The 23921-nt window shown below is 71.1% G+C and carries 21 protein-coding genes and 1 other RNA gene; 5 read left to right on the plus strand and 17 right to left on the minus strand.

Features of this window, described 5'->3' with window-relative positions:
* Positions 1-10: 10 nt before the first annotated feature.
* The 9 genes from ACFY29_RS10115 to pruA all read right to left on the minus strand — a co-directional run bounded on the left by ACFY29_RS10115 (position 11) and on the right by pruA (position 7841).
* The gene (locus ACFY29_RS10115; protein WP_386984950.1) at positions 11-514 is read right to left on the minus strand and encodes a hypothetical protein; all 504 of its coding nucleotides are present in this window, start codon (positions 512-514) and stop codon (positions 11-13) included.
* A gap of 153 nt (positions 515-667) precedes the next feature.
* Positions 668-1348, minus strand: a complete 681-nt coding sequence (locus ACFY29_RS10120) for a hypothetical protein (RefSeq protein ID WP_386984952.1) — start codon at positions 1346-1348, stop codon at positions 668-670.
* 122 nt (positions 1349-1470) lie between these two features.
* Positions 1471-1846, minus strand: a transfer-messenger RNA (tmRNA) gene (gene ssrA / locus ACFY29_RS10125).
* 104 nt (positions 1847-1950) lie between these two features.
* Complete coding sequence (smpB, locus tag ACFY29_RS10130; RefSeq protein ID WP_328423795.1) at positions 1951-2430, minus strand: SsrA-binding protein SmpB; 480 nt, start codon at positions 2428-2430, stop codon at positions 1951-1953.
* A gap of 151 nt (positions 2431-2581) precedes the next feature.
* Positions 2582-3457 (minus strand): permease-like cell division protein FtsX, encoded by an 876-nt coding sequence (ftsX, locus tag ACFY29_RS10135; RefSeq protein WP_355606617.1) that lies wholly within the window; start codon positions 3455-3457, stop codon positions 2582-2584.
* 67 nt (positions 3458-3524) lie between these two features.
* Positions 3525-4205, minus strand: coding sequence for a cell division ATP-binding protein FtsE (gene ftsE, locus ACFY29_RS10140; protein ID WP_328423791.1), 681 nt, complete (start codon positions 4203-4205; stop codon positions 3525-3527).
* Between the two features lie 118 nt (positions 4206-4323).
* Positions 4324-5445, minus strand: a complete 1122-nt coding sequence (gene prfB, locus ACFY29_RS10145; protein ID WP_328423789.1) for a peptide chain release factor 2 — start codon at positions 5443-5445, stop codon at positions 4324-4326.
* Between the two features lie 64 nt (positions 5446-5509).
* Positions 5510-6025: a PadR family transcriptional regulator gene (locus tag ACFY29_RS10150; RefSeq protein WP_328423787.1), complete on the minus strand. Its 516-nt coding sequence runs from the start codon at positions 6023-6025 to the stop codon at positions 5510-5512.
* A gap of 187 nt (positions 6026-6212) precedes the next feature.
* Positions 6213-7841: an L-glutamate gamma-semialdehyde dehydrogenase gene (gene pruA, locus ACFY29_RS10155; RefSeq protein WP_386984956.1), complete on the minus strand. Its 1629-nt coding sequence runs from the start codon at positions 7839-7841 to the stop codon at positions 6213-6215.
* A 338-nt stretch (positions 7842-8179) separates the two neighbouring features.
* Between pruA and ACFY29_RS10160 the strand changes: the two genes are divergently transcribed.
* Positions 8180-9259 carry a hypothetical protein gene (locus ACFY29_RS10160; protein WP_386984958.1) on the plus strand — a complete coding sequence of 360 codons (1080 nt, stop codon included), beginning with the start codon at positions 8180-8182 and terminating at the stop codon, positions 9257-9259.
* A 13-nt stretch (positions 9260-9272) separates the two neighbouring features.
* Here ACFY29_RS10160 and ACFY29_RS10165 read toward each other — a convergent pair whose 3' ends face one another.
* Complete coding sequence (locus tag ACFY29_RS10165; RefSeq protein ID WP_386984960.1) at positions 9273-9782, minus strand: DUF6912 family protein; 510 nt, start codon at positions 9780-9782, stop codon at positions 9273-9275.
* Between the two features lie 214 nt (positions 9783-9996).
* Here ACFY29_RS10165 and ACFY29_RS10170 point away from each other — a divergent pair, with 214 nt between their 5' ends.
* Together ACFY29_RS10170 and ACFY29_RS10175 are read left to right on the plus strand one after the other, a co-directional pair.
* The gene (locus ACFY29_RS10170) at positions 9997-10224 is read left to right on the plus strand and encodes a helix-turn-helix domain-containing protein (protein WP_328423779.1); all 228 of its coding nucleotides are present in this window, start codon (positions 9997-9999) and stop codon (positions 10222-10224) included.
* A gap of 102 nt (positions 10225-10326) precedes the next feature.
* Positions 10327-10917 carry an Rv3235 family protein gene (locus ACFY29_RS10175; RefSeq protein WP_386984962.1) on the plus strand — a complete coding sequence of 197 codons (591 nt, stop codon included), beginning with the start codon at positions 10327-10329 and terminating at the stop codon, positions 10915-10917.
* Between the two features lie 223 nt (positions 10918-11140).
* Here ACFY29_RS10175 and secA read toward each other — a convergent pair whose 3' ends face one another.
* Positions 11141-14062 (minus strand): preprotein translocase subunit SecA, encoded by a 2922-nt coding sequence (gene secA, locus ACFY29_RS10180; protein WP_386984963.1) that lies wholly within the window; start codon positions 14060-14062, stop codon positions 11141-11143.
* A 168-nt stretch (positions 14063-14230) separates the two neighbouring features.
* On the opposite strand from secA, the gene ACFY29_RS10185 reads away from it, so the two are divergent.
* Positions 14231-15382 (plus strand): GNAT family N-acetyltransferase, encoded by a 1152-nt coding sequence (locus tag ACFY29_RS10185; protein WP_386984965.1) that lies wholly within the window; start codon positions 14231-14233, stop codon positions 15380-15382.
* Positions 15379-16491 carry a GNAT family N-acetyltransferase gene (locus tag ACFY29_RS10190; protein ID WP_386984967.1) on the plus strand — a complete coding sequence of 371 codons (1113 nt, stop codon included), beginning with the start codon at positions 15379-15381 and terminating at the stop codon, positions 16489-16491. The genes ACFY29_RS10185 and ACFY29_RS10190 overlap by 4 nt, the downstream gene beginning before the upstream one ends.
* A gap of 73 nt (positions 16492-16564) precedes the next feature.
* On the opposite strand, the gene hpf is transcribed toward ACFY29_RS10190, so the two are convergent.
* The 6 genes from hpf to efeB all read right to left on the minus strand — a co-directional run bounded on the left by hpf (position 16565) and on the right by efeB (position 23917).
* Positions 16565-17200, minus strand: a complete 636-nt coding sequence (gene hpf / locus ACFY29_RS10195; protein WP_328423771.1) for a ribosome hibernation-promoting factor, HPF/YfiA family — start codon at positions 17198-17200, stop codon at positions 16565-16567.
* Positions 17201-17445: 245 nt separating this feature from the next.
* Positions 17446-18141, minus strand: a complete 696-nt coding sequence (locus ACFY29_RS10200) for a ComF family protein (RefSeq protein WP_386984970.1) — start codon at positions 18139-18141, stop codon at positions 17446-17448.
* A gap of 4 nt (positions 18142-18145) precedes the next feature.
* Positions 18146-19957: an LpqB family beta-propeller domain-containing protein gene (locus ACFY29_RS10205; protein ID WP_386984972.1), complete on the minus strand. Its 1812-nt coding sequence runs from the start codon at positions 19955-19957 to the stop codon at positions 18146-18148.
* Positions 19954-21711, minus strand: coding sequence for an MtrAB system histidine kinase MtrB (gene mtrB, locus ACFY29_RS10210; RefSeq protein ID WP_386984974.1), 1758 nt, complete (start codon positions 21709-21711; stop codon positions 19954-19956). The genes ACFY29_RS10205 and mtrB overlap by 4 nt, the downstream gene beginning before the upstream one ends.
* A gap of 12 nt (positions 21712-21723) precedes the next feature.
* Positions 21724-22413, minus strand: a complete 690-nt coding sequence (gene mtrA, locus ACFY29_RS10215) for an MtrAB system response regulator MtrA (protein ID WP_355606592.1) — start codon at positions 22411-22413, stop codon at positions 21724-21726.
* 226 nt (positions 22414-22639) lie between these two features.
* Positions 22640-23917: an iron uptake transporter deferrochelatase/peroxidase subunit gene (gene efeB, locus ACFY29_RS10220; protein ID WP_386984976.1), complete on the minus strand. Its 1278-nt coding sequence runs from the start codon at positions 23915-23917 to the stop codon at positions 22640-22642.
* Between the last annotated feature and the right edge of the window lie 4 nt (positions 23918-23921).

A 23921-nucleotide genomic window follows, 5' to 3' on the forward strand; every position in this document is an offset into this window, starting at 1 on the left:
GGCAGCCGGCTCAGGTCTCGCCGCCCAGATCCATCTGGTACGCCTGCCAGAGCAGGTCGGCGCCGCGCCGTCGATGCCGGGCCAGCGTCCGCACGAGGTGCCCAGCCCGGCCGCGCACCTCGTCGGGGCAGGTCTGGGGCTGCTCGGCGGCCCGCTGCACGGACAGGATCGCGGCGACGATCTCGGCGTGCTCCCGGGTCAGCAGCCGGACCCCGTGGTCCAGCCGGGGTGAGTGGGCGAGCAGTTCCCAGTAGAGGCCGGTGGGACCCTCGGTGACCCGGACGTGCTCGGCGAAGCCCTGCCCGACCGGGCGCAACCGGACCAGCACGCGCTCGCGCCAACAGGGCTCGGTCGCCGCGACGGCGACGGCCCGGGCGAGCGCGTGCAGGTCACCAGCGAGCCCGGCCGGGCGCGGGTCACCGGGCAGCCCGGTGGGGTGCGGACCGGCGGGGAGACCGGCCGAATGCGGATACGCGGCGGCACGTGACGGCTGCTGGACCGGACCGGTGGCCATGGGCACCTCCCGCGCTGCGTTGCTACCGCATACCGCGATGGTGAACCCGCTCGTCCGCCCTGTCCAGAGCCCTCGGACGCCTCATCTGCCCCATCCGCAGCAGCAGTCCCACAGACACCACAGGCACACCTTTTCGCGAGGCGGTGCAGCCGGTCAGCGCGCCGCCGGGTGCTCCGCCAGGCGGCGCAGGTGGCTGGCGGCGGCGTGCGCGTCGCCGTCGCGCCCGTCCACGGGACGCCCGGTGCTGATCGCGTCCGCCAGCGCCCGCAGCTCGGACGGAGGCAGGGTGTCCAGCCCCATGCCGCGCAGTGGGATGGTGACCCGCCGCCCGCTCTCGCCATCGGTGGCGACGACGGCCGGCACCCGGTGCCCGCGCGCCCGCACGTCGTCCCCCGCCTCGCGGTACGGCAGGGTCGCGGCGTCGATTCGGGCGGTGGCGAGGTCGACGGTTCGGCTGGCGAACGCCCCGCGCACCCGGACCCGGCTGCCGTCCAGCCAGGCGGCCGTGCGGAGCACCCGCAGCACCAGGTAGACACCGAGCAGGGCGAACGGCAGGCCGCACAGCCCGACGAGCGGGCCGGGGCCGGTCTGGTCCCCGCCACTGCCGGAATCCTGCAGCCCGGGCGGCAGCAGCCCTGGGGGCAGGTCGCGAGCCTCCTCGTAGGTGGCGAGCCCGTCGCCCGGGCCGGTCAGCCGGCGCAGCAGCCCGTCGGCGACCAGGGGCAGCACCACGAACGCCGCGCCGACGGCGGCAACGAAGACGCCGACCACCACCGAGACGGTGCGCTGAGCGGGTGACGCGCCGACCGACAGGCGCAGCTCCTCGTTCGTCACAGCCGGCAGCGTAGGCGAGCCACGCCGCAGCCGGCGTCCTGGCTCCCGGGAGTGCCGGAGCCGAGTGGGCCCGGATACGACGATGCGCCCCGGCCGGGGGGCCGGGGCGCATCGCTTCGAGGTGGTGGAGGTGCCGGGAATCGAACCCGGGTCCTTCGCCGGTTTGTCAGGGCTTCTCCGAGCGCAGCTCGCTGTGCCTCTACTCGGCCCCACCGCTCACGCGAGCAAGTTGGTGTGACGGGCCCAGTCGCTGATTAATCTCGCCGCACGGACCCCGCGACCGGGTCCGATTGGCCAGCCTCCTAGCTGATGCCGGCTACTGGGACGAAGGCGTTCCCAGGCCGACAGACTTAGCTACTCGCCTCAGGCGGCGAGAGCGAAGTCAGCGCGATTGTTCTTGGCGCTTATAAGTTTCCGACGACCGATTCTCGAGACGACGTCGGCTTCCTCGGCTCGCTTCCCCTGTCGCTGCGTACGAAGTCGAAACCAGTCACCCCCTCGACAGGCCGCCGATGTGGCGGCACTGACAAGACTAACGCCTGCCGCAACGGGTTTCATCCCGAGCCCCGGGCCGGCGCGCCGACCCGGACAAACAGGATTATTCAGTCGTCCATGCCCTTGCCACGCCGGCCGGAGACCCGGGCGATCTCCCGGTCCGCGTCCCGCTTGGCGAGGTCCTGACGCTTGTCGTACGACTTCTTGCCCTTGGCCAGGGCGATCTCCACCTTGGCCCAGCCGTCGGAGAAGTAGACCTGCAACGGGACGATGGTCAGACCGCCCTCACGGGTCTTACCGAGCAGCCGGTCGATCTCGCCCCGGTTGAGCAGCAGCTTGCGCGTACGCCGGGGCTCGTGGTTGGTCCAGGTGCCCTGGGTGTACTCCGGGATGTGCATCGAGTGCAGGTACAGCTCGCCGTTGCGCTCCTGGGCGAACGCGTCCACCAGCGACGCGCGCCCGGCCCGCAGCGACTTGACCTCGGTGCCGGTGAGCGCCATGCCCGCCTCGTACGTGTCGAGGATCGAGTAGTCGTGGCGCGCCTTCTTGTTGGAGGCGACGACCTTGCGCCCCTTTTCCCGTGGCATCGGTGCCACCCCCTCTCCCGGAAGGTCCATGGCCGGGATCACCCCGGCCGGACAACCGATCATGCTACCTGAATGACAAGGACCCTCCCGCGCCGTTTATTTCCGGCAGCGGGAGGGCCCTCGGGCGATGACGGGACGACCCGTACGGCGCCTAGACCCGCAGGTAGAAGCGGAGGGTGATCCAGGCGGTGCCGGCGCTGACCAGGCCACCGACGCCGGCCATCAGCGGGAAGATGAACAGGATGTCACCCCAGCTGATCGGCGAGAGCAGGCCCTGCAACGCGCTGAGTGACCCGTCGAAGAGCAGATACTTCGCCGCGACAAGGGCAACCAGGCCGAGCAGCGAGCCAATCAGGCCAGCCACCACCGCCTCCAGCACGAACGGCGCCTGGATGAACCAGTTGGAAGCGCCGACCAGTTTCATGACCGCCACCTCACGCCGCTTGCTGTAGGCGGCCACCTGGATGGTGTTCGCGACCAGCAGCAGGGCGGCGACGGCCATCACGATGGCGGCGGCCAGCGCGATGTTCTGGATCGAGGTGAGGATGTTGAAGATCTTGTCCAGTAGTCGGCTCTGGTCGACGATCTCGTCGACGCCCTCGGTTTCCTTGTACTGGTCGTAGATGTTCTTGTACTGCTCCGGGTTGTTCAGCTTCAGCCGGAACGACTCGGGCAGCTGGTCCGGCTTGACCGCGTTCACCAGGTCCGGCGCGTCCTGGTACATCTCCTTGAAGCGCTTGTACGCCTCGTCCTTGTTGACATAGAGGACCTCCTTCACCAGGGGGTCGCCGTCCAGCTTGGCGTTCAGGTCGGTGCGCTGCTGCTCGGTCACCTCCTGGCTCAAGAAGATCGAAACCTCGATGTTCTTGTAGTAGAGGTCCTTCATGTCGTCGACCTGGCGGTACATGAGACCGCTGGCGCCGAGCATGGTCAGCGAGACCGCCATCGTGATGATCATCGCGATGGACATGGTCACGTTGCGCCACAGTCCGACCAATACCTCGGACAGGACGTATTTCACGCGCATCGGGGTTTCCTCCGGGTCTCCGGCATCAGGTGTTCGTCGTCAGGCTGCGCAGGGGTGGAGCGCCGGCTCACCCGTAGACGCCGCGGGCCTGGTCACGCACGATGCGACCGCTCTCGATCTCGACGACGCGGCGGCGCATCTGGTTCACGATGTTGGAGTCGTGGGTGACCATCACGACGGTCGTGCCGGTGCGGTTGATCCGGTCCAGCAGACGCATGATCTCGATCGAGGTGTCCGGGTCCAGGTTTCCGGTCGGCTCGTCCGCCAGCAGGATCAGCGGACGGTTCACGAACGCCCGGGCAACGGCGACGCGCTGCTGCTCACCACCCGAGAGCTCGTGCGGGTAGCGGTGCTCCTTGCCGCCGAGCCCGACCAGCTCCAGCACCTCGGGCACAACCCGGCGGGCAACCGCCTTGGTCTTGCCGATCACCTCAAGGGCGAACGCCACGTTCTCGTAGGCGGTGCGGTTCGGAAGCAGCCGGAAGTCCTGGAAAACGCAACCGATCGAGCGCCGGAAGTGGGGTCGCTTCCAGGAGCGCATCGAGGTGACGTCCTTGCTGTTGACGATGACCCGCCCCTTGTTGGGGGCGACCTCGTGCAGCAGCATCTTGATGATTGTGGACTTGCCGGAGCCGGATGGACCGATGAAGAAGACGAACTCGCCCTTCTCGATCGAGACGGACACGTTGTCGAGCGAAGGCCGGGACGCCTTCGGGTACGTCTTCGTCACTTGCTCAAGCTGAATCACGGGTGGTGAGTCTACGCGGTGTAACGACAGTGCCAAGCCCCACGCCCCGTAGATACGCCGCGCGTCCTCGATTTAGGGGTCTACCAGGAGATCGACGACGCGCTCCGCCTGCGTGTCGTCACGCACCGTCGCCGGCGAGTTGGCGCTGCTTGCGCCAGCGGATGCCGGCTTCGATGAAACTGTCCAACTCGCCGTCGAAGACCGAGCTCGGATTGCCGGTCTCCTGCTCGGTTCGGAGATCCTTCACCATCTGATAAGGGTGCAGGACGTAGGACCGCATCTGGTCCCCCCACGAGCCGGCGGCGTTCTCCTTGAGCCCCTCCAGCTTGGCCTGCTCCTCCTGGCGCTTGCGCTCCAACAGCCGGGCCTGGAGGACCCGCATCGCGGAGGCCTTGTTCTGCAGCTGGGACTTCTCGTTCTGGCAGGTCACCACGATGCCGGTCGGGATGTGGGTGAGCCGCACCGCCGAGTCGGTGGTGTTGACGCTCTGCCCGCCCGGCCCGGAGGAGCGGTAGACGTCGACCCGCATCTCGTTCTCGGGGATGTCGATGTGGTCGGTCTGCTCGGTGACCGGCAGGACCTCGACGCCGGCGAAGCTGGTCTGCCGGCGGCCCTGGTTGTCGAACGGGCTGATCCGGACCAGCCGGTGGGTGCCCGACTCGACACTGAGCGTGCCGTACGCGTAGGGCACCTTGACCGCGAAGGTGGCCGACTTCAGGCCCGCCTCCTCGGCGTACGAGGTCTCGTAGACCTCGGTCGGGTAGCCGTGCCGCTCCGCCCAGCGCAGGTACATCCGCAGGAGCATCTCGGCGAAGTCCGCCGCATCCACGCCACCGGCGCCGGCCCGGATGGCGACCAGCGCCTCCCGGGAGTCGTACTCGCCGGAGAGCAGGGTGCGGACCTCCATCTCCTGGATGGCCTTGGTCAGCCCGGTGATCTCCGCTTCGACCTCGGTGAGCACGCCCGGGTCGGATTCGGCCTCGGCCAGCTCCAGCAGCACCTGGGCATCGTCGAGCTGCGAACGCAGGCTGCCCAGCTTGCTGATCTCGCCGTTGACGTACGACAGCTGCGAGGTCACCTGCTGAGCCTTGGCCTGGTCGTCCCACAGGTCGGGGGCGGACGCCTCCTGCTCAAGCCGGGCCTTGTCCTCGTGCAGACGGTCAAGGTTGAGGACGGCCTCGATGTTTCGCAGGGTCGCGTCGAGTTCCTTGAGCTGTTCGGCGTAATCGGCAGCGGTCACGACAGATAAGCGTACTGTGCCGCGAGCGAAGCAGCTCGTTCCCTATGGGCGAACCCGCCGGAGGTCACCCGACGGGGGCGGACTTCAGCCACGACAGGGCCGCCCGGTGGTAGGCGACGGCGAACTCCAGCGCGCTGGCGTCGTACGTCTCCCCGTCCCGTTTGGCGTTTTTCACCTGTTCCCGGACCTGCGCCAGGGCCTCGGTGTGGTACTCGTTGGCGGAGGCGTACAGCCCCTTCAGCTGGCTGGCGGAGTGCAGCTCGCCGAACGCCATCCGGAGCGCTATCGGGTTGCGGATGGTGTCCCGCCCCGGGTTCTCCGTCAGCCAGCGGGAAAATGTCCGTTTCCCGGCAGCGGTGAGCGAGTACGGCTGGCTCATCCGCGGCCCCGGCTTGCCGAGCCGCACGAACCCCCGCTCGGCCAGCACCGGCAACTCGCGGTAGACCTGGCTGCGGGTCATCGACCAGTACGGCGCCAGCCGGCGCTCAGCGGCGGCCATCAACTGACCGCCTGTCATCGGGCCCTCATGGAGCAGGCCGAGAAGGGCCGCCGCCGTAGGGTTGACTCCGGAATCCGCCATGCCCACTACGCTGCCACTTTGCGCTCGCGGCGTCCAGGATTTGACGGTTTGCCACCCGACAGGACTTCCTATGTGCACTGTCGGCGACAGACTGTCCGTTGAGGACCATCGATGGGTACGGCGATGGGGTGAACCCCGGCCGGGCCACCGCCGGCAGCGCACGTGCGCCGCCGGCGGTCGGCGCCGGTCAGCCCATGTGCGGGTACGTGTGGTCGGTCGGCGGCACGAAGGTCTCCTTGATCGTCCGCGGCGACACCCAGCGGACCAGGTTGAGCCAGGAACCCGCCTTGTCGTTGGTGCCGCTGGCCCGGGCGCCGCCGAAGGGCTGCTGCCCGACCACCGCGCCGGTCGGCTTGTCGTTGATGTAGAAGTTGCCGGCCGCGTACCGCATCCGCTCGCCGACCGCGTCGATCACCCGGCGGTCGGTGGCGAACACCGACCCGGTCAGCGCGTAGGGCGCGATCGACTCGGCCTGCGCGACCACCTCGTCGAAGCGGGCGTCGTCGAACACGTGCACGCCCAGGATCGGCCCGAAGTACTCGGTGGTGAAGGTCTCGTGGGCGGCGTCGCTGCACTCGAAGAGCGTCGGCCGGACGAAGTACCCGACCGAGTCGTCGGCGGTGCCGCCGGCCAGCACCCGGCAGGTGTCGTCGCCAGCGATCAGCTCCAGCGCGGCGGTGTGCCGGGCGAACGCCTTGTCGTCGATCACCGCGCCGCCGAAGTTACTGAAGTCGGCCACGTCGCCGTAGGTCAGCGAGTCGGTGGTAGCGGCCAGCCGGTCCCGCAGCCCACCCTCCCAGAGCGAGCGCGGCACGTACGCCCGGGAGGCCGCCGAGCACTTCTGGCCCTGGTACTCGTAGGCACCACGGATCAGCGCGGTGTGCAGGGCGTCCACGTCGGCGCTGGTGTGCGCGACCACGAAGTCCTTGCCACCGGTCTCGCCGACCAGCCGCGGGTAGCCCCGGTAGCGGGCGATGTTGTCGCCGACGGTCCGCCAGAGCTGCTGGAAGACCTTGGTCGAGCCGGTGAAGTGGATGCCGGCCAGGTCCGGGTCGGCGAGCACGACGTCGGAGACCTCCTCGCCCCGGCCGGTCACCATGTTGATCACGCCGGGCGGCAGGCCGGCGGCCTCGAACAGCCGCATGGTGAAGTGCGCGGCGAACTGCTGCGTCGGGCCCGGCTTCCAGATCACCGTGTTGCCCAGCAGGGCCGGCGCCGAGGGCAGGTTGCCGGCGATGGCGGTGAAGTTGAACGGGGTCACCGCGTAGACGAAGCCCTCCAGCGGGCGGTGGTCGAAGCGGTTCCAGACGCCGGGCGAGGAGGTCGGCTGCTCCTCCAGCAGGCGCCGGGCGAAGTGCACGTTGAACCGGAGGAAGTCGATGAACTCGCAGGCCGCGTCGATCTCCGCCTGGATCGCGGTCTTCGACTGGCCGAGCATGGTGGCGCCGTTGAGGGTGTCCCGCCATGGACCGGCGAGCAGCTCGGCGGCGCGCAGGAAGATCGCGGCGCGCTCCTCGAACGGCAGCGCCCGCCACATCGGAGCGGCATCCTTGGCCGCCTTGATCGCGGCACGGGCGTCGTCGTGGGTGGCGTGCGCGGTCACGCCCAGCACGTGCGCGTGCTGGTGCGGCTGCACCACGTTGATCGAATCACCGGCGGCCATCCGCTGCTCGCCGCCGATGGTCATCGGCAGGTCGATGCGCTCGGCGGCGAGCTCGCTCAGCCGCCGCTGGAGCCGCTCCCGGTCGGGGCTGCCCGGCTCGTAGTTGCGAACCGGCTCGTTGCGCGGCTCGGGTACGGAGAACACGGCGTCCATCAAGGCTCCTGGCGATCTCGACAGCAGTGGCGAAACCGGACCCGCGGGCACCGACCGGACGGCCGGACACCGGACGCCGCGCGAAAGGGCCGAGCAGCGGCGGGACCTCCCGCGATTGTTCCATGCGGGGGTGCCCGCCTCACCTGCACCACCACCCTCCCATCAAGGACCGCCCCACCCCTCCTCCCCTTACCGATGCGTCGCGGGCGGACGCCGGCACCCGTCCCGGGGGAGCCGGGCCGGGCCGTACCGGTCGCGGCCAGTCCCGGGCGGCGGGGGCGCCCAGCGGACCCGCGTACCCTGAGTGGTCGGTGACCTGCCGCCTCGAAGGGGAGACGATGACCAAGCAGCCCGGCCGCGTCCCGGCCGCGGAGTCGGACGAGCCGGCGGTCGACACGGCCACCCCCGGCGGCCGGCCGGTGCCCGCGCCCGGTGCCGCGGTGCTCGCGCTGCTGGCGCTGGGCTGGTTGGCCGCCATGCTCTGGTCGACCAGAGAGGCGATCATCTCGTCGGCGGCGGGGGTCACCGCGATCAGCCTCTCCGCGTTCGCCCTGCCCGGCGTGATCTCAGCCGCGCTGGTGGCCGGGGCGGCCGTCGCCCTGGCCTGCGGCAACGTGCTGTCCCGCCGGTACGGCGACTGGATCACCCTGCGCTTCGGCGGGGCGATCGGGGCGGGAATGCTGGTCGGGCTGGCCGCCGCGCTGGCGATCAACCTCACCTACTTCGACACGTCGACCACCAACGTGATCGCCGGCACCACCGCGGCCGCGGCGATCATCGGTGGCGCAATCGCCGGTGCGCGGACGGCCCCGGCGGTCGGTGCGGTGGTCACCGCCGCGCTGGGCACGCTGGTCTTCGTGGTCGCGTTCAGCCCCGCCCGGGACCCGCTGTTCGACCTCTTCGGCGCGGGCGACAGCCAGGAGTCGCTGGTCGACGCAGCGAAGTGGGTGTCGCGCACCGAGTCGCTCCTCGCCGGGCTGCTGGCCGGGCTCCTCGCCTTCGGCTACCTGACCTGGGCACGCCGACGGGCCGTCCGCCGCGACCCCGAGACGCCGACGCTGCGCTGGCCGGCCTACCTGCTCGCCGGTGCTGGGCCGGGGCTGCTCCTGCTGCTCGCCGAGGTGATCATCCGGATCGGTGGCCGGTCACTGCTCGACCTGGCCAGCGCGTTGAGCGAGGCGGACGCGGTGGCGCAGACCTCGCTGGGCACCTCGCGGGTGGACAACGGCATCTGGGTGCTCTTCGTGGGGGCGTTGACCGCGCTCATCGCGTTCGGCCGCACGCTCAGCCCAGCCCACTCCGACGACGACGAACCCGTCGCGGCGAGCGCCCCGGACCGGGCCGACCCGTTCGACTCGGATCCGGCCGACGCGGACAGTGTCGACGCGGACCAGGCCGAGGCCGACCCAGCCCGCTGACCGGGCGGCCGGCTCAGCCGGCAGCGCGCAGCAGCAGGTCCAACTCGGTCACGTCGTACCACTCCAACTCGTGGTCCTGGGCGCCGTCGACCGTGAACTGGGCGTCAGGGTCGCCAGCGGCGGCCTCGGCCACCACGTCGGCCGCGGCGGCGACCTCCTCGACAGCGTCGGCGCCGTCCACGTGGATCGCCGCGACGGCGCCCACCGGCACGGCGTCGGCCAACGTCACCATGCTGGAACCCAGCTCACCATCGCCCCGGCCGACCGCGGCCGGAGGCAGGTCGACCGAGACGACGACCCGACGGCGGGGCGCGGCCGGATCGGCCCGGAGCAGGTGCAGCGCGTCCTGGGCGGCGCGGGTGAACGCCACGTACTCCAACTCCTCCTCATCGCCCTCCGCGTACCACTCGCGCAGCGCCGGGGTCACCGCGTGCCCGCTGTCGGCGGTCAGCCCCTGTTCCCGCAGCCGGGCCAGCATCGGTACGGTCGCCGGCACATACACCCGGACAAGCTCGTCGGTCACCGGTCGTCTCCCCGCTCAGTCCTCCACCGGCGGCAGCCGGCACGGGCGCAGATCATGCCGCACGCCGTGACCGTCATACACCTCGCCTCCGGCCGGTGGAAGTTCCCCGCCGGTGTGTCTCGCCATGGTCGGTCCGCCGTCGGGCCCCGCGTGCTGGGCCGCCGGGGCTGTCAATGGCAAACTGAGGCAAACGACATCAACCCCGGGAGTTTCTGTGGAGCCGAGGTTCCTGCTGCTCTCCGACGTCGCCGCCGAGCTGAACGTGTCGGACTCGCAGGTCTACCACATGGTGCGCAGCGGGGAACTGCCGGCGATCAAGATCGGTGGACGAGGCCAGTGGCGGGTCGAGCGTGCCCGGCTGGAGGAGTACATCGAGCGCAAATACACCGAGACCGCTGACTGGGTCCAGGACAACCCACTCGTCGAGCGCGACCCGGAGTAGCCCCCTGCCTCCACTGCGCCATTGACCGCAGCCGTTCCATCACTCAGAATCGAGTCTGTCGGAGGCAAACGCAGGCAAACGCAAGATCAAAAGGGGGCAACGATGAGCGAGCCGCGACCCGGTCAGTCCCGACCACCCGTGCGGCTGCGCCCCGTCCCGCCCATCGACCCGCCGTACGCGGACGAGGCCGACGGGGCGTACTGGCCGGCGCCGACCCACGGCCAACTCGCCCTGGACCTGTTCGCCTCGACCCGTCCGGACCCGGTTCGGCCGCCGGACCGTCGCGCTGCCCTCCGACGGGTGCCCACCCGGCCCACCACCCACCCGGGCGCACCGCTGCCACCGGCGACCGCGCCCGAGGCGACCCGTGCCGCGCACCGTTTCGTCGGCACCTGCCTGGAGGTGGTCAACGGCTACCGGTCACCGGCGCAGGTGCGACCCCTGCTCGACCCGGGCCGGGCCGGTGAGCTGCTGACTGAGCTGGCCCGGGCGTCCGGGCGAGCCGGGTCGCCCCGCCGCCGCGCCGCGCGGCCGGTGGTCCGACTGCTCCGGTTGCGGCTCTGCGAGCCCCGCGAGTCCGCGGTGGAGGCAGCCGCCGTGGTCACCGGCGGCGGTGGTCGGAGCTGGGCGATGGCGCTCCGCCTAGAGCACCGACGAGGCCGCTGGCTCTGCACCGCCCTGCACATCCTCTGAGCGCGACCACCGCCCTTTGATCGACTCCATGTCGCCGACATTGGGGCATTCCGGCGCCAAGACACCGCGACATCGCCGACATGGAGTCGATCACTCCGACCCAAGCGACCCCACCCCGCGCCGGTCGGCGGCCCGGCCGGTCGGTCGGCGGCCCCCGGCGTCGGTGCTGGAGACACGGACGGGCCCCGGCCAAATCGGCCGGGGCCCGTCGCGCTGCTGTCGGTCAGTTGCCGCCGTTGGGGGCGCCGTGGCACCGCTTGTACTTGCGGCCCGAGCCACACGGGCACGGCGCGTTGCGGGACGGGCCGTTGCTGGCCTCGGCCTGGTTCGGTGCCGGCCGTCGGGAGGCGGCCGACGGCACCGCCGGGCCACGCAGCCCGGAGGCCGGCCGCTGCGGGGCGGACGGAGCGCTCGCCCCCGGCGACGCCGGGGCACCCGGGGCCGGTCGACCCACACCGAGCGCCGGAGCCTGCTGCTCGGCCTGCTCGACGGCCACCGCGCCGGGGCTGGCCTCACCGTCGATGGTGGGGGCGGAGTATTGCAGGCCCTGCCGCTGCGGCGCCCGGTTGAGACCCTTGGCCCGGATCTCTACCGGCTTGTCGAGCAGCGTGACCTCCTCGGCATCCGGCTCTGGCTCGGTCACCTGGACATCGACGTTGTAGAGGAAGCCGACCGTCTCCTCCTTGATGCCGTCCATCATGGTGGCGAACATGTCGAAGCCCTCGCGCTGGTACTCCACCACCGGGTCGCGCTGGGCGTACGCCCGAAGGTTGATGCCCTCCTGGAGGTAGTCCATCTCGTAGAGGTGCTCACGCCACTTGCGGTCGATCACCTGGAGCAGCACCATCCGCTCGAGCTGGCGCACCCCCTCGGTGCCGACCTGCTCCTCACGGCGGTCGTACGCGGCGTTCGCGTCCTCCTTGAGGCGGGCGACCAGGAAGTCGGCGTCCATGCCGGCCCGGGAGCCGCCGGCCTCCTCCTCCAACTCCTCGATCGTCACGCCGACCGGGTAGAGCTGCTTGAGGGAGGACCAGAGCTGCTCAAGGTCCCAGTCCTCGCCGTAACCCTCGGAGGTGGCACCCCGCACGTACGCCTCGACGGTGTCGTCGATCATGTTGCGGACCTGCTCAGAGAGGTCCTCGCCGTTGAGCACCCGGAGCCGCTCGGCGTAGACGACCTGGCGCTGCTTGTTGAGCACCTCGTCGTACTTGAGCACGTTCTTACGGATCTCGGCGTTCTGGCCCTCGATCTGGGCCTGGGCGCTCTTGATCTGCCGGGTGACCATCTTCGACTCGATGGGCACGTCCTCCGGGATGTTGAAGCGCTCCATCACCGCCTCGACCGCGCCGGCCCGGAAGCGCCGCATCAGCTCGTCCTGCAGCGACAGGTAGAAGCGGGACTCGCCCGGGTCACCCTGCCGGCCGGCGCGACCGCGCAGCTGGTTGTCGATCCGCCGCGACTCGTGCCGCTCGGTGCCCAGCACGTACAGGCCACCAGCGGCGGAAACCTCGTCCGCCTCGGCGTCGCAGGCCTGCTTCCACGTGGGCAGGACCTCCTCCATCGCCTTGGCGTACTCGTCCTCGTTCTCCAGCGGGTCGAGGCCGCGCTGGCGCAGGTCGTTCGCGGCGAGGAACTCGGCGTTGCCGCCGAGCAGGATGTCGGTGCCACGGCCGGCCATGTTGGTGGCCACGGTGACCGCGCCCTTACGCCCGGCCTGGGCGACGATCTCGGCCTCCCGCGCGTGGAACTTGGCGTTCAGCACGTTGTGCGGAATGCCCCGGCGGCGCAGCAACTGGGAAAGGATCTCGGAGTTTTCCACCGAAACGGTGCCGACCAGCACCGGCTGACCCATCTGGTGCCGCTCGGCGATGTCCTCGATGACCGCGTTGAACTTGGCCTTCTCCGTCTTGTAGATGACGTCCGGCCGGTCCTCGCGGACCATCGGGCGGTGCGTCGGGATCGTCACGACGCCGACCTTGTAGACCTTGTTGAACTCGCTCGCCTCGGTCTGCGCCGTACCGGTCATCCCGGACAGCTTGCTGTAGAGGCGGAAGTAGTTCTGGAGGGTGATGGTGGCCAGGGTCTGGTTCTCCTGCTTGATCTCCACCCCCTCCTTGGCCTCGATCGCCTGGTGCATGCCCTCGTTGTAGCGGCGGCCGTGCAGGATGCGACCGGTGAACTCGTCGACGATCAGGACCTCACCGTCGCTGACGATGTAGTCCTTGTCGCGCTTGTAGAGCTCCTTGGCCTTGATGGCGTTGTTGAGGTAGCCGACCAGCGGAGTGTTCACCGACTCGTACAGGTTGTCGATGCCGAGCCGGTCCTCGACCTTGGCGACACCGCGCTCGGTGACCGCGATGGTGCGCTTGGAGTGGTCGACCTCGTAGTCGCCCTCACCGTCGGTGCCGGGCTGGAGCCGGGCCACCACGCCGGCGAACTCGCCGTACCAGCGGGCCGAGTGCTCGGCCGGGCCGGAGATGATCAGCGGGGTACGTGCCTCGTCGATCAGGATCGAGTCGACCTCGTCGACCACCGCGAAGTTGTGCCCGCGCTGCACCAGTTCGTCCTTCGACCACGCCATGTTGTCGCGCAGGTAGTCGAAGCCGAACTCGTTGTTGGTGCCGTAGGTGATGTCGCACTCGTACGCGGCACGGTGCTCGGTGGCCGGCCGGTTGGGCAGCACCACGCCGACGGTCAGCCCGAGGAACTCGTGCACCCGGCCCATCCAGGCCGCGTCGCGCTGGGCGAGGTAGTCGTTGACCGTGATCACGTGCACGCCGTCGCCGGAGAGCGCGTTGAGGTAGACGGCCATGACCGAGGTCAGCGTCTTACCCTCACCGGTCTTCATCTCGGCGATGTTGCCGAAGTGCAGCGCCGCGCCGCCCATCACCTGGACGTCGTACGGCCGCTGGCCGAGCACCCGCGCGGCCGCCTCGCGGGACACCGCGAACGCCTCCGGCAGCAGGTCGTCGAGGGTCTCGCCGTCGGCGAGCCGCTCGCGGAACTGCTCGGTCATGCCCCGCAGTTCCTCGTCGGTGAGGTTGACGTAGTCGTCCTCGATCGAGCTGACGGCGGCGGCGATGGCCTTGAGCCGGCGCACCATGCGGCCCTCGCCCGCGTTAAGGACCTTTTCCAGAATCGACACGGATCAACGCTCCCCTAGACAGTCTCGAACCATCGTAGGCGCTCCATCGGCGCGATGGTCACTGGTGGCGGCGGTCCACCCCGCCGAACCCGACATAACTCGCGCACCGGGTGCGTACCGAAGGTTATCCGGTTACGCCGTCGGCGAACGTTCCGGCACGATGCACGGGTGGAGCCTGTGGAGATCATCGAGGACGGCCTGCTGTTGCGGCCCTGGCGGGACGCCGACGCCGACGCGGTGCACCGCGCGTGCCAGGACCCCGACATCCAGCGCTGGACCACCGTACCGCGCCCATACCTACCCGAACACGCGCACGGGTTCGTCACCGAAATGAGTGGGCGGGCCTGGGCGGAGGGCACCGGGGCACCGTTCGCGGTCTGCGACCCGACCACCGGCGAGCTGTTGGGTTCCTGCGGGCTGATCTCGATCAGCGATGCCGGCACCGGCGAGATCGGCTACTGGACGGCCCCGTGGGCGCGCGGCCGAGGGGTGACCGTCCGGGCCGCCCGCGCGGTGGCCCGCTGGTCCTTCGACACGCTCGGGCTGCGCCGGCTGATCTGGCAGGCCGAGGTGGGCAATCACGCCTCCCGGCTGGTCGCGCTCCGGGCCGGGTTCCGGATCGACGGCCGGCTGCGGCTGGCCGACCCGGCGCTCAAGGGCAGCGCGGACGGCTGGATCGGGTCTCTGCTGCCCGGCGAGGTGCCCGAGCCGGGGTCGACCGAGCCGGCCGGTCCGGGCACCCTGGCCGCCCTGCGGGCCGCCGTCTTCGGCCGCCCGCAACCCACCCTGTTCGCCACCGCCGGGGCCGGCGAGCTGCGGCTGCGTCCGATGGAGGAGCAGGACCTGGACGCCGTGGTGGAGACCTGCCGGGACCCGGAGACCATCCGCTGGACCACCGTGCCGGACCCGTACGAGCGCTCCGACGCGCAGTGGTACGAGAACTTCGGCCGAGAAGCCTGGGCGCGGGGGGAGGCAGCCTGCTTCGTCATCGCCGACCCGGATGACCGGTACGCCGGTTCGATCGACCTGCGGCTCTCCCCCGCCGATCCGCTGCTCGCCGACGTGGGCTTCATGACCGCCCCGGCGGCCCGTGGCCGCGGCTACATGCCGGCGGCGCTGGCCGCCCTGAGCGCCTGGGGCTTCACCACGCTGGGACTGGCCCGGATCGAGTGGAAGGCGCACGTGGGAAACACCGCCTCCCGCCGGGTGGCCGAGAAGGCGGGCTTCGCGTTCGAGGGGACGGCCCGGGGCGGCCTGCAGCACCGGGGTGAGCGGGTCGACGTCTGGGTGGCCGCGCTGCTCCCCAAGGACCTGACGTGACCCTGCAGCAGGTCGTCGAGGCGCACGGGGTGCGGCTGCGCCCGTTCCGGGCCGCCGACACCGCCGACGTCGTCGCCGCCTGCGCGGACCCGCTCACCCAGCGGTTCATTCCGGGCATGCCGGCCCCGTACACGGAGACCGACGCCCGCTGGTGGATCGACGCTGGCGCACCGGCGGTCTGGACCGGGGGTGGCGCGGTGTACGCCGTCGCCGACCCGGCCACCGACCGGCTGCTCGGCGGGGTCGGGCTGAGCAACCCGGTGCCCGCGCGAGGTCAGGCCGAGGTCGGCTACTGGGTGCGGCCGGCGGCGCGCGGGCGGGGGGTGGCCGCCGCGGCCACCCGCGCGCTGAGCGAGCACGCGTTCGACACCGGGACGGTCCGGCTGGAGCTGCTCACCGACCCGGAGAACGGGCCGAGCCAGCGTGTCGCGCTGGCTGCCGGCTTCCACCACGAGGGGGTACGCCGCTCGGCCGGCGCGCGCCGCGACGGCGTCCGGCACGACCTGCTGGCCTGGGTACGCCTCACCGACGACCCGCCCGGCCCGGCCGCCCGGCTGCTGCCCGACCTGCCGGGCGGGGTGCTCACCGATCAGGTGGTGGCCCTGCGCCGGCTCGCCCCGGACGACGCGGAGCTGATGTACCGACTGCACAGCCGGCCCGAGGTGGTGGCGAACCAGGCGCCGCCCGTGCCGCCGGAGCGGTCCGCGATCGAGCGGCGCTGCCGGCTCGCGGAGAGCGGGTGGCTGACCGGCGACATCGCCCGGCTGCTGATCACCGACGTGGCCAGCGGCGAGCCGGCGGGCAGTTGCGGGTTGTCGTACACCGACGTGTCCAGCGGCGAGGGGTCGATCGGCTACGCGTTGCTACCCGACTGGCGGGGCCGGGGGTACGCCACCCGGGCGGTCCGGCTGCTGGCCGGCTGGGCGTTCGGGCCGGCTGGCATCGCCCGGCTGACCGCCGGCACCGTGCCGGAGAACACCGCCTCGCACCGTGTGCTGGAGCGGGTCGGCTTCCACCGCGAGGCCCTGCAGCGCGCCCGGCTCCCCGGCCTGGCCGGCGTCCGCCTCGACGACCTGACCTTCGCCCTGCTACCCGCCGACCTCCGCTGACAAATCATGGAGTTGTGGTGGGCGGTCGGGGCCGCCCCACCACAACTCCATGATCGACGCGGGTCAGGCCCGGTCAGGTGGCGAGGGAGATGATGCCGTAGTCGTAGGCGTGGCGGCGGTAGACGACGCTCGGGCGGCCGGACTCCTTGTCCTGGAACAGGTAAAAGTCGTGGCCGACCAGTTCCATCTCGAACAGGGCGTCGTCGATGGTCATCGGTTCCGCCGGGTGCACCTTTTCCCGGGCGATGTGCCACGGCTGCTGGTCGTACTCCTCCTCCACCCGCTCGGCGACGGCCGTGCCGGAGCGGGCACCGTCACCGTTCGCGCTCAGCGGGGCAGCCACCAGGTCCGCGACCGGCAGGTCGGCGGTGGCGGCGGCGACGGAGATCGGCGCGTGCCGACCACGGTGTACGCGGCGACGATCGGCCGCGCGGCGCAGCCGCGTGTCGAGCTTCGCGATGGCCGCGTCGAGCGCGCTGTAGAAGTCATCCGTGCAGGCCTCGGCCCGGATCACCGGGCCCCGGGAAATGCAGGTGATCTCCACCCGCTGGCAGTGGTCGGCCTGGCGCGGATTGCGCTCATGGAACAGCTCGACATCGACACGAATAAGTTTGTGGTCGTAGCGTTCGACCTTTGCGAGTTTCTCGGCTACGTGCACCCGGTAATGGTCCGGCACTTCGACGTTACGGCCCTTGACCACGATGTCCACGTGACCTCCCTTGTTCGGACGGTCTTCGATCCGGTAACCCGGTCGCGCGCCCTGGGGAGCCCCGCTGGCGTCGACCGGTCAGTACGGCTACGCCTCCTCTCACCGCCGGAGGCGGGTGGAATGACCTCCTACCCCCGACAGCGAAACGCTAACTCTTGTTCGCCCGGTCGTCACCCCAAGTTGCCGAGACGGCCCAGTATTTTTCGCAGCTCATACACCAACGGGTGAAACGGAAACACGGTCGGTTACGAAAGGAGTCGTTTCTCGGTCGCCGCGAGCACCACGGCGACACTCGGTGCCCGACCGGTCCCGGCCAGCACCCGGGACGCGGCGGCCAGGGTGACCCCGGTGGTGACGATGTCGTCCAGCAGCACCACCACGGGTGCGCCGCCCCCGCTGGGCGCACCGGAACGGGGCCGGAACGCCGCCTCGGCCGCCGCCGCCCGGCCGGCGCTGTCCAGGGTCACCGAGTCGGGTCGGGGCAGCGCGCGCAGCGGCCGGTCCACCCGCACCGGCCAGCCGCCCCGGCTCAGCCGGGCCGCACAGTGCCGGGCCAGCCGATCGAGGTGGTCGCCGTAGCGTGCCCGGGCCGCTGCCGCGGTGTCCGGCACCGGCACCAGCGCCACCGGACAGGCCCGGCCGACCGCCGCCGCGACAACCTCGGCGAGCAGAGCGCCGAGTGGGCGGGCCAGCCCGTGCCGGCCGCGCTCCTTGTATGCCAGCAGGGCCTCGCGCAGCGGGCCGGCGTACGGGCCGAGGGCGACGCAGGGCGGCAGGCCGGGCGGGACGGGGGTGGGAAGGACGGCCCGGGGGCGGAGTGCGCCCAGCGCCGTCACACAGGTCGGGCAGACCCCGTGCCGCAGGCCGGGCCGGCGCTCCCGACAGCCCGCGCAGTCGGCGGGCACCACCAGATCGGCGAGATCCGCCCAGAGCCCGCGCACGACGTCAGTAGAGGAAGAACGGGGCCGACGGGTTGCTCGCGCGGACCCCGGCGGGCGGCGGGGCGATGTCCCGCACCCGTTGGGCCTCGATCCGTTCGAACGGGCTGCTGCGGTAGGCCACCCCGTTCGCCTCGTACATGTACGCCCCGCTGGGCAGCGGCACACTGCGATTGGTCGGGTACGCCGCCAAGTGGTTGACCTTGGCACCCACGTCGGTCCGCAGCGGCGTCTCCAGGGCACCGTCGACGCTGATCTCGTAGATCGCCGGCTGGCCGGCGGACCCGGCCACCACCAGCCGGTCCTCGCTGCCCCAGTCCACCGCGGTGAGGCCGGTCAGCGAGGTGACCAATGACCGGGGCGGGCCGATGGAGACTCCCCCGCCGTCCAGGTTGACCGCCGCGACGTAGAGCCGGCCGCCGGCGATCAACGCGACCCGCTGGCCGTCCAGCGCGGCCGCCACCGCGGTGACCTCGGTGGAGGGCAGGTTGAGCGGTACCGGGTACATCCGGGCGGCCTCGTCGAAGCGGTAGAGCCGGCCGTCGGCCACCACCAGGCCCCGAGCCGGGCGAGAGTCGATGGTGCGCAGCCAGACCGGGCGGCTGATCGAGGCGTACTCGGGCCCGCTCCGGTTGGGCACGCTGACCGGAACGCGGCCGGTGCCCACGGCGAGCCGGTGCCGGCCCTTGCCGCTGGTCACCACCATCGCGGCGAGGATCCTGCTGTCGTCCCGGGCCAGACTGGCAGAGACGATGTTGCGGTTGGCCTCGGCCGCCAACGGCACGGCGCCGCTGGGCTCACCGACGAAGTCGAGCGGGCGGATGGCGCCCTCGTACACGCCGAACCGCTGCGGGCTCTCCGTGATCGGGTAGAGCCCACGGGACAGTCGGCGCTCGTTCAGATCCTGTACGGGCTGCGAGTTGTTGCGGATCTTCAACTCCAGCTCGCCCGGCAGGTCGCCCAGCGACCAGGCGAGCTGCGTGATCAGCTGGTCGATGCGGGTCTTGTCGTCACCGGACATGTCCAGGTTGACCTCCCACCGGCCGTTCGCACCGGTGGCATTGTTGATCAGCTCGGTGCGGTCGGGTAGCCCGACGACACCGGGGCGCAGCCACTCGGAAGGGCCGCCGACCAGCCACTTCACCACCTCGTTGACCCGGCGCTCGTCCGGCACGGCCAGCGGCAGGTAACGCTGGTCGGGCACCAGCCGACTGCGGTCGGAGTTCCAGAAGTAGATCGACTCGTCCTGGTAGTACTGCTGGAGGGCCACGTCGCTCAGCAGCAGCACGTTCGGTGGGTTGAGGACGTACAGGCCGGCGCGCTCGTCGTTGCCGGCTCCGCCGAGTGCCCCGCTGCGCAGCCCGAACTCGTATTCCGTCTCGGTCGCCACCGGCGGAGCCAGGGTGCCGTTGGTCCCCAGCACGCCGATCTGCTGCACCGTGATCTTCACGGTGGTGGTCGAGTCGCTGTTGAGGGTGAAGACCGTCTCCCGCAGGCGGACCACGGTCAGCGCGACCTCACTGCCCTTCTTCTCCTGCAACCGGGACCGGTGCTCCGGGGCAACGAACTGCTTGACCCGCTCGTAGGCCCGGTCCGACTCGCCTGCGGCGGCGGACAGGAAGTTGCGCACGAACGCATCGTTGGCGCTGCCGCTGGCCGTCCGCGACGGCGGTTCACTGCCCCGGCCGTTGACCGAAGCGGCCTCCGCCGCGGTGCCACCCTTGCCGTCCACCCGCACGTCGGACGCCTCCGGGATGCCGCATCCGGCACCCAGCAGCAACACCACGCCCACTGCCCCGAGCAGACCCTGACGCCTCACGAGCTCACCTCCGCCCGCTGCCCGTCCCCGGCCGGTGCCGGGTTGATCGCCAGCGCCCCGCCGGTGCCCGGCCCGATGGCCAGCGGGCCACCGTCCCGGGGGCCACCGAACGGCAGCGCGGCGTCGGCGGGCACCAGCCGCAGCGGTGAGGTGGTCAGCCGGTCACCGGCGCGGGCCGGCAGGGTGAGCCGGAACTGGGCGCCCTGCCCGGGCGCACCCCACGCCTCCAGCCAGCCGCCGTGCAGCCGGGCGTCCTCCAGGCTGATCGACAGGCCCAGCCCGGTACCCCCGGTCTGCCGGGCCCGGGACGGGTCCGCCCGCCAGAACCGGTTGAAGACCAACTTCTCCTCGCCCACCTTGAGCCCCACCCCGTGGTCCCGAACGGTGATCGCCACGGCGGTCTCGTCGATGCCGAGGGTGATCAGCACCGGCCGGCCCTCACCGTGCTCGACGGCGTTGCCGACCAGGTTGCGCAACACGCGCTCGACCCGGCGCGGGTCGACCTCGGCGATCACCGGCGTGCCCGGGAGATCAAGCTCGATCGGTACGCCCACCCGCTCGGCCAGGCCGGCCAACCGGTCGACCACTCGGTAGACCACCGGCACCAGGTCGGTCGGCTCGGCGTCCAGCATGGCGAAGCCCGCGTCGAACCGGCTGATCTCCAACAGGTCGGTGAGCAGCTCCTCGAAACGGTCCAGCTCGGCCTGGAGCAGCTCGGCGCTGCGGGCCACCGCCGGATCGAACTCGTCGCGCTCGGCGAAGATCAGGTCGGCGGCCATCCGGACCGTGGTCAACGGGGTACGCAGCTCGTGCGAGACGTCGGAGGTGAACCGGCGCTGCAACCGGGACATCTCCTCCAGGCGCAGGATCTGCCGTTGCAGGTTGGTAGCCATCTGGTTGAACGAGGCGGCGAGCAGAGCGAGGTCGTCCTCCCCGTTGACCACCATCCGCTGGTCGAGCAGGCCGGCGGACAGCCGCTGGGCGGTCCGCGCGGCGACCCGGACCGGGTTTACCACCAGGCGGGTGACCAGGGCCGCGAGCAGCCCGAGCAGGATCACCAGGGCACCCCCGGTGGCCACCACGGTGGCTCGGGCATCGGCGGCGGTGGCGTCCTGCCGGGTCAACGGCACGAGGTAGTACAACTCGATCTGGCCGAACCGGGTGGGCACCGGCGAGCCGTACACCAGATATTTGGTCGGCTCCCCGGTGAGCCGTCCGGTGCGGATCTGGCTGGCCACCTTGCCGTCGGCGACCGCGGCCCGCAGCTCCGGGCTGATCAGTGGCTGGACGTTCACCGCGGGCGCCGTGCGGGTCTGGATGATGTTGGGGTAGCCGTCGGCGGTGATCGCCACCACCACACCACCGGTCTGCTGGGGGTCGCCGCCGGCCAGGTAATTGACCGTGTCCTCGATGGTCTCCTGGAGCTGCGCCTCCTGCGGCTGGCCGTAGAGGGAGACCTGCTTGACCGCGTAGCCGGCGCCGCTGTTCACCCGAATCCGGACATCGGTGCGGGCGTTGTCGAGCAGGATCGTGGTGATCTTGTCAGCGATCAGGTACGCGAAACCGCCGACCAGCAGGCTGGAGGCGACCAACGTGATGGTCACCACCCGGACCTGGAGCGAGCGACGCCAGGTCTGGTGCACCCGGGCGACCATCCGGGTGGCCCGCCCGCTCAGCGCACGCCACAGCTCCCAGCCGGCGCCGGGCCGGCGGGGAACCGTGGTTGGGGGGTGCGGGGGCGGGGAGGTCGACACAGTGCGACCAGGCTATCCGGTCCCCGCCTTATAGCCCACGCCCCGCACGGTGAGGATGATTTCCGGCCGCTCCGGGTCCGGCTCGATCTTGGCGCGCAGCCGCTGCACGTGCACGTTGACCAGCCGGGTGTCGGCAGCGTGCCGGTAGCCCCAGACCTGCTCCAGCAGCACCTCGCGGGTGAAGACCTGACGCGGCTTGCGGGCGAGCGCGACCAGCAGGTCGAACTCCAGCGGAGTCAGCTTCACCTCCTCGTCGTTGCGGCTGACCGTGTGCGCGGGCACGTCGATGGTGATCTGGTTGCTGGGCGGCCCGATGGTCAGCATCTCCGGCGCCACATCCTCGCCCCGGCGCAGCCGGGCCCGCATCCGGGCCACCAGCTCCTTGGGCTTGAACGGCTTGACCACGTAGTCGTCGGCCCCGGACTCCAAGCCGAGCACCACATCGACGGTGTCGCTTTTGGCGGTCAGCATGACGATCGGCACGCCGGACTCGGCCCGGATCGAGCGGGCCACGTCTATACCACTCATTCCGGGCAGCATCAGGTCGAGCAGCACGATATCCGGACGACTGTCGCGAAATGCCGCCAACGCCCGCTCGCCGTCGGCCACGAACGAGGGCAGGAAGCCCTCGCTACGCAGCACAATGCCGAGCATCTCGGCGAGTGCGGGGTCGTCGTCGACCACCAGTACCCGGGCTCTCATGGGATTAATATTGCATCCCCATTCAGTTCGGTGGGACCGGCGTCACCCGGCACGGATAGCGCCGCCGGCAAGTGTGGCATCCCGACCTGCGGCGGCGGCGCCACGTGGTGCGGGGGCTCGGCGCGCGGAAAGTTCCGGAGCCGAGCCATCACCATGATCCCCCTTCTGCGCCGCCTGGCGCCACCGCTACCTCCGGCCGGTCGCACTGTCACGATCACGACCGAGGTCAGCCGAAGAGTGCCCGCCCCCAGTGGTCCCCGCCGTCGCGCACTCCGGGCGGGCAGGCGAACAGGCCGCTGGAGACGTGCCGAAGGTATTCGTTCATCACGTCGTGCCGGGCCAACTGGGTCTGGATCGGCACGAACTGCCGGCGTGGATCCCGCTGGTAGGCGATGAAGAAGAGGCCCGCGTCGAGCCGACCGAGGCCGTCCGAGCCGTCGACGAAGTTGTAGCCCCGGCGCAGCAGGTGCGCGCCGGCGTTGCGGCTGGGGTGCGCCAGCGTGACGTGGGCGTGCTCGGCGATCACCGGCTGCCCGTCGTCACCACGGGCGGCGAAATCCGGCTCGTCGAACTCGTCGGTCCTGCCCAGCGGGGCACCGCTGCCCTTGGTCCGGCCGACGATCTCCTCCTGCTCGGCCAGCGAGGTCCGGTCCCAGGTCTCCACGAGCATCCGGATCTTGCGAGTGACCAGGTACGAGCCGCCGGCCATCCAGTCCGGCCCGTCGCCCGGCTGCACCCACAACTGGTCGCGCAGCAGGTCGGTGTCCTCGGCCTTGAGGTTGGCCGTGCCGTCCTTGAAGCCGAACAGGTTGCGCGCGGTGGCCTGGTCGCGGGAGGTCGACGAGGTACGACCGAAGCCGAGCTGCGACCAGCGAACACTGACCACACCCATACCGAGCCGGGCCAGGTTGCGGATCGCGTGCACCGCCACCTGCGGATCGTTGGCGCACGCCTGCACGCAGAGGTCTCCGCCGGAGAGTTGCGGCTGCAACGCGTCGCCGGGGAACTTCGGCAGCTCGGCCAGGGCGGCCGGGCGCCGGTCGGCGATGCCGAACCGGTCCCGGCCATCGGCGTCGCGGAACAGCGTCGGCCCGAAGCCGATCGTCAGGGTGAGCTGCGACGGGGGCAGGCCGAGCGCCTCGCCGGTGTCGTCCGGCGGGGCCTCCGGCATCCCGCCGACCGCGCCGAGCACCCCGGCGTCGCGCCCGGCGGTCATCCGCACGGCGGCAGCCGTCCACTCCTCGAGCAGCTCGACCAGCCGGGCCCGGTCCTTGGTGATCACGTCGAAGGCGACGAAATGCAGCCGGTCCTGAGCCGGGGTGACGATGCCGGCCTGGTGTTCGCCATGGAACGGCACCGCCCCCGCCGGGTGGTCGCTGGCCGCGGCCGGGTCACGAGAGTCGCTGATCAGCGCGCCCGCGCCCGCCGCCACCCCGGCGACTCCGGCCACTCCGACACCGGCGAGCGTGATCGCCCGCCGCCGGCTCAACCTGCTTCCGCTCATCGAC

Origin of the sequence: Micromonospora sp. NPDC000668 (assembly GCF_042897975.1) — a bacterium.
GTDB lineage: Bacteria > Actinomycetota > Actinomycetes > Mycobacteriales > Micromonosporaceae > Micromonospora.

Bases quoted from the DNA above. Each gene is read 5' to 3' on its own strand.
- mtrA (WP_355606592.1), bottom strand. From the start codon at position 22,413: ATGAGAGCCCGGGTACTGGTGGTCGACGACGACCCCGCACTCGCCGAG.
- ACFY29_RS10115 (WP_386984950.1), bottom strand. From the start codon at position 514: ATGGCCACCGGTCCGGTCCAGCAGCCGTCACGTGCCGCCGCGTATCCG.
- ACFY29_RS10150 (WP_328423787.1), bottom strand. From the start codon at position 6,025: ATGGCGGATTCCGGAGTCAACCCTACGGCGGCGGCCCTTCTCGGCCTG.
- ftsX (WP_355606617.1), bottom strand. From the start codon at position 3,457: ATGCGCGTGAAATACGTCCTGTCCGAGGTATTGGTCGGACTGTGGCGC.
- ACFY29_RS10160 (WP_386984958.1), top strand. From the start codon at position 8,180: ATGACCAAGCAGCCCGGCCGCGTCCCGGCCGCGGAGTCGGACGAGCCG.
- ACFY29_RS10175 (WP_386984962.1), top strand. From the start codon at position 10,327: ATGAGCGAGCCGCGACCCGGTCAGTCCCGACCACCCGTGCGGCTGCGC.
- pruA (WP_386984956.1), bottom strand. From the start codon at position 7,841: ATGGACGCCGTGTTCTCCGTACCCGAGCCGCGCAACGAGCCGGTTCGC.
- efeB (WP_386984976.1), bottom strand. From the start codon at position 23,917: ATGAGCGGAAGCAGGTTGAGCCGGCGGCGGGCGATCACGCTCGCCGGT.
- smpB (WP_328423795.1), bottom strand. From the start codon at position 2,430: ATGCCACGGGAAAAGGGGCGCAAGGTCGTCGCCTCCAACAAGAAGGCG.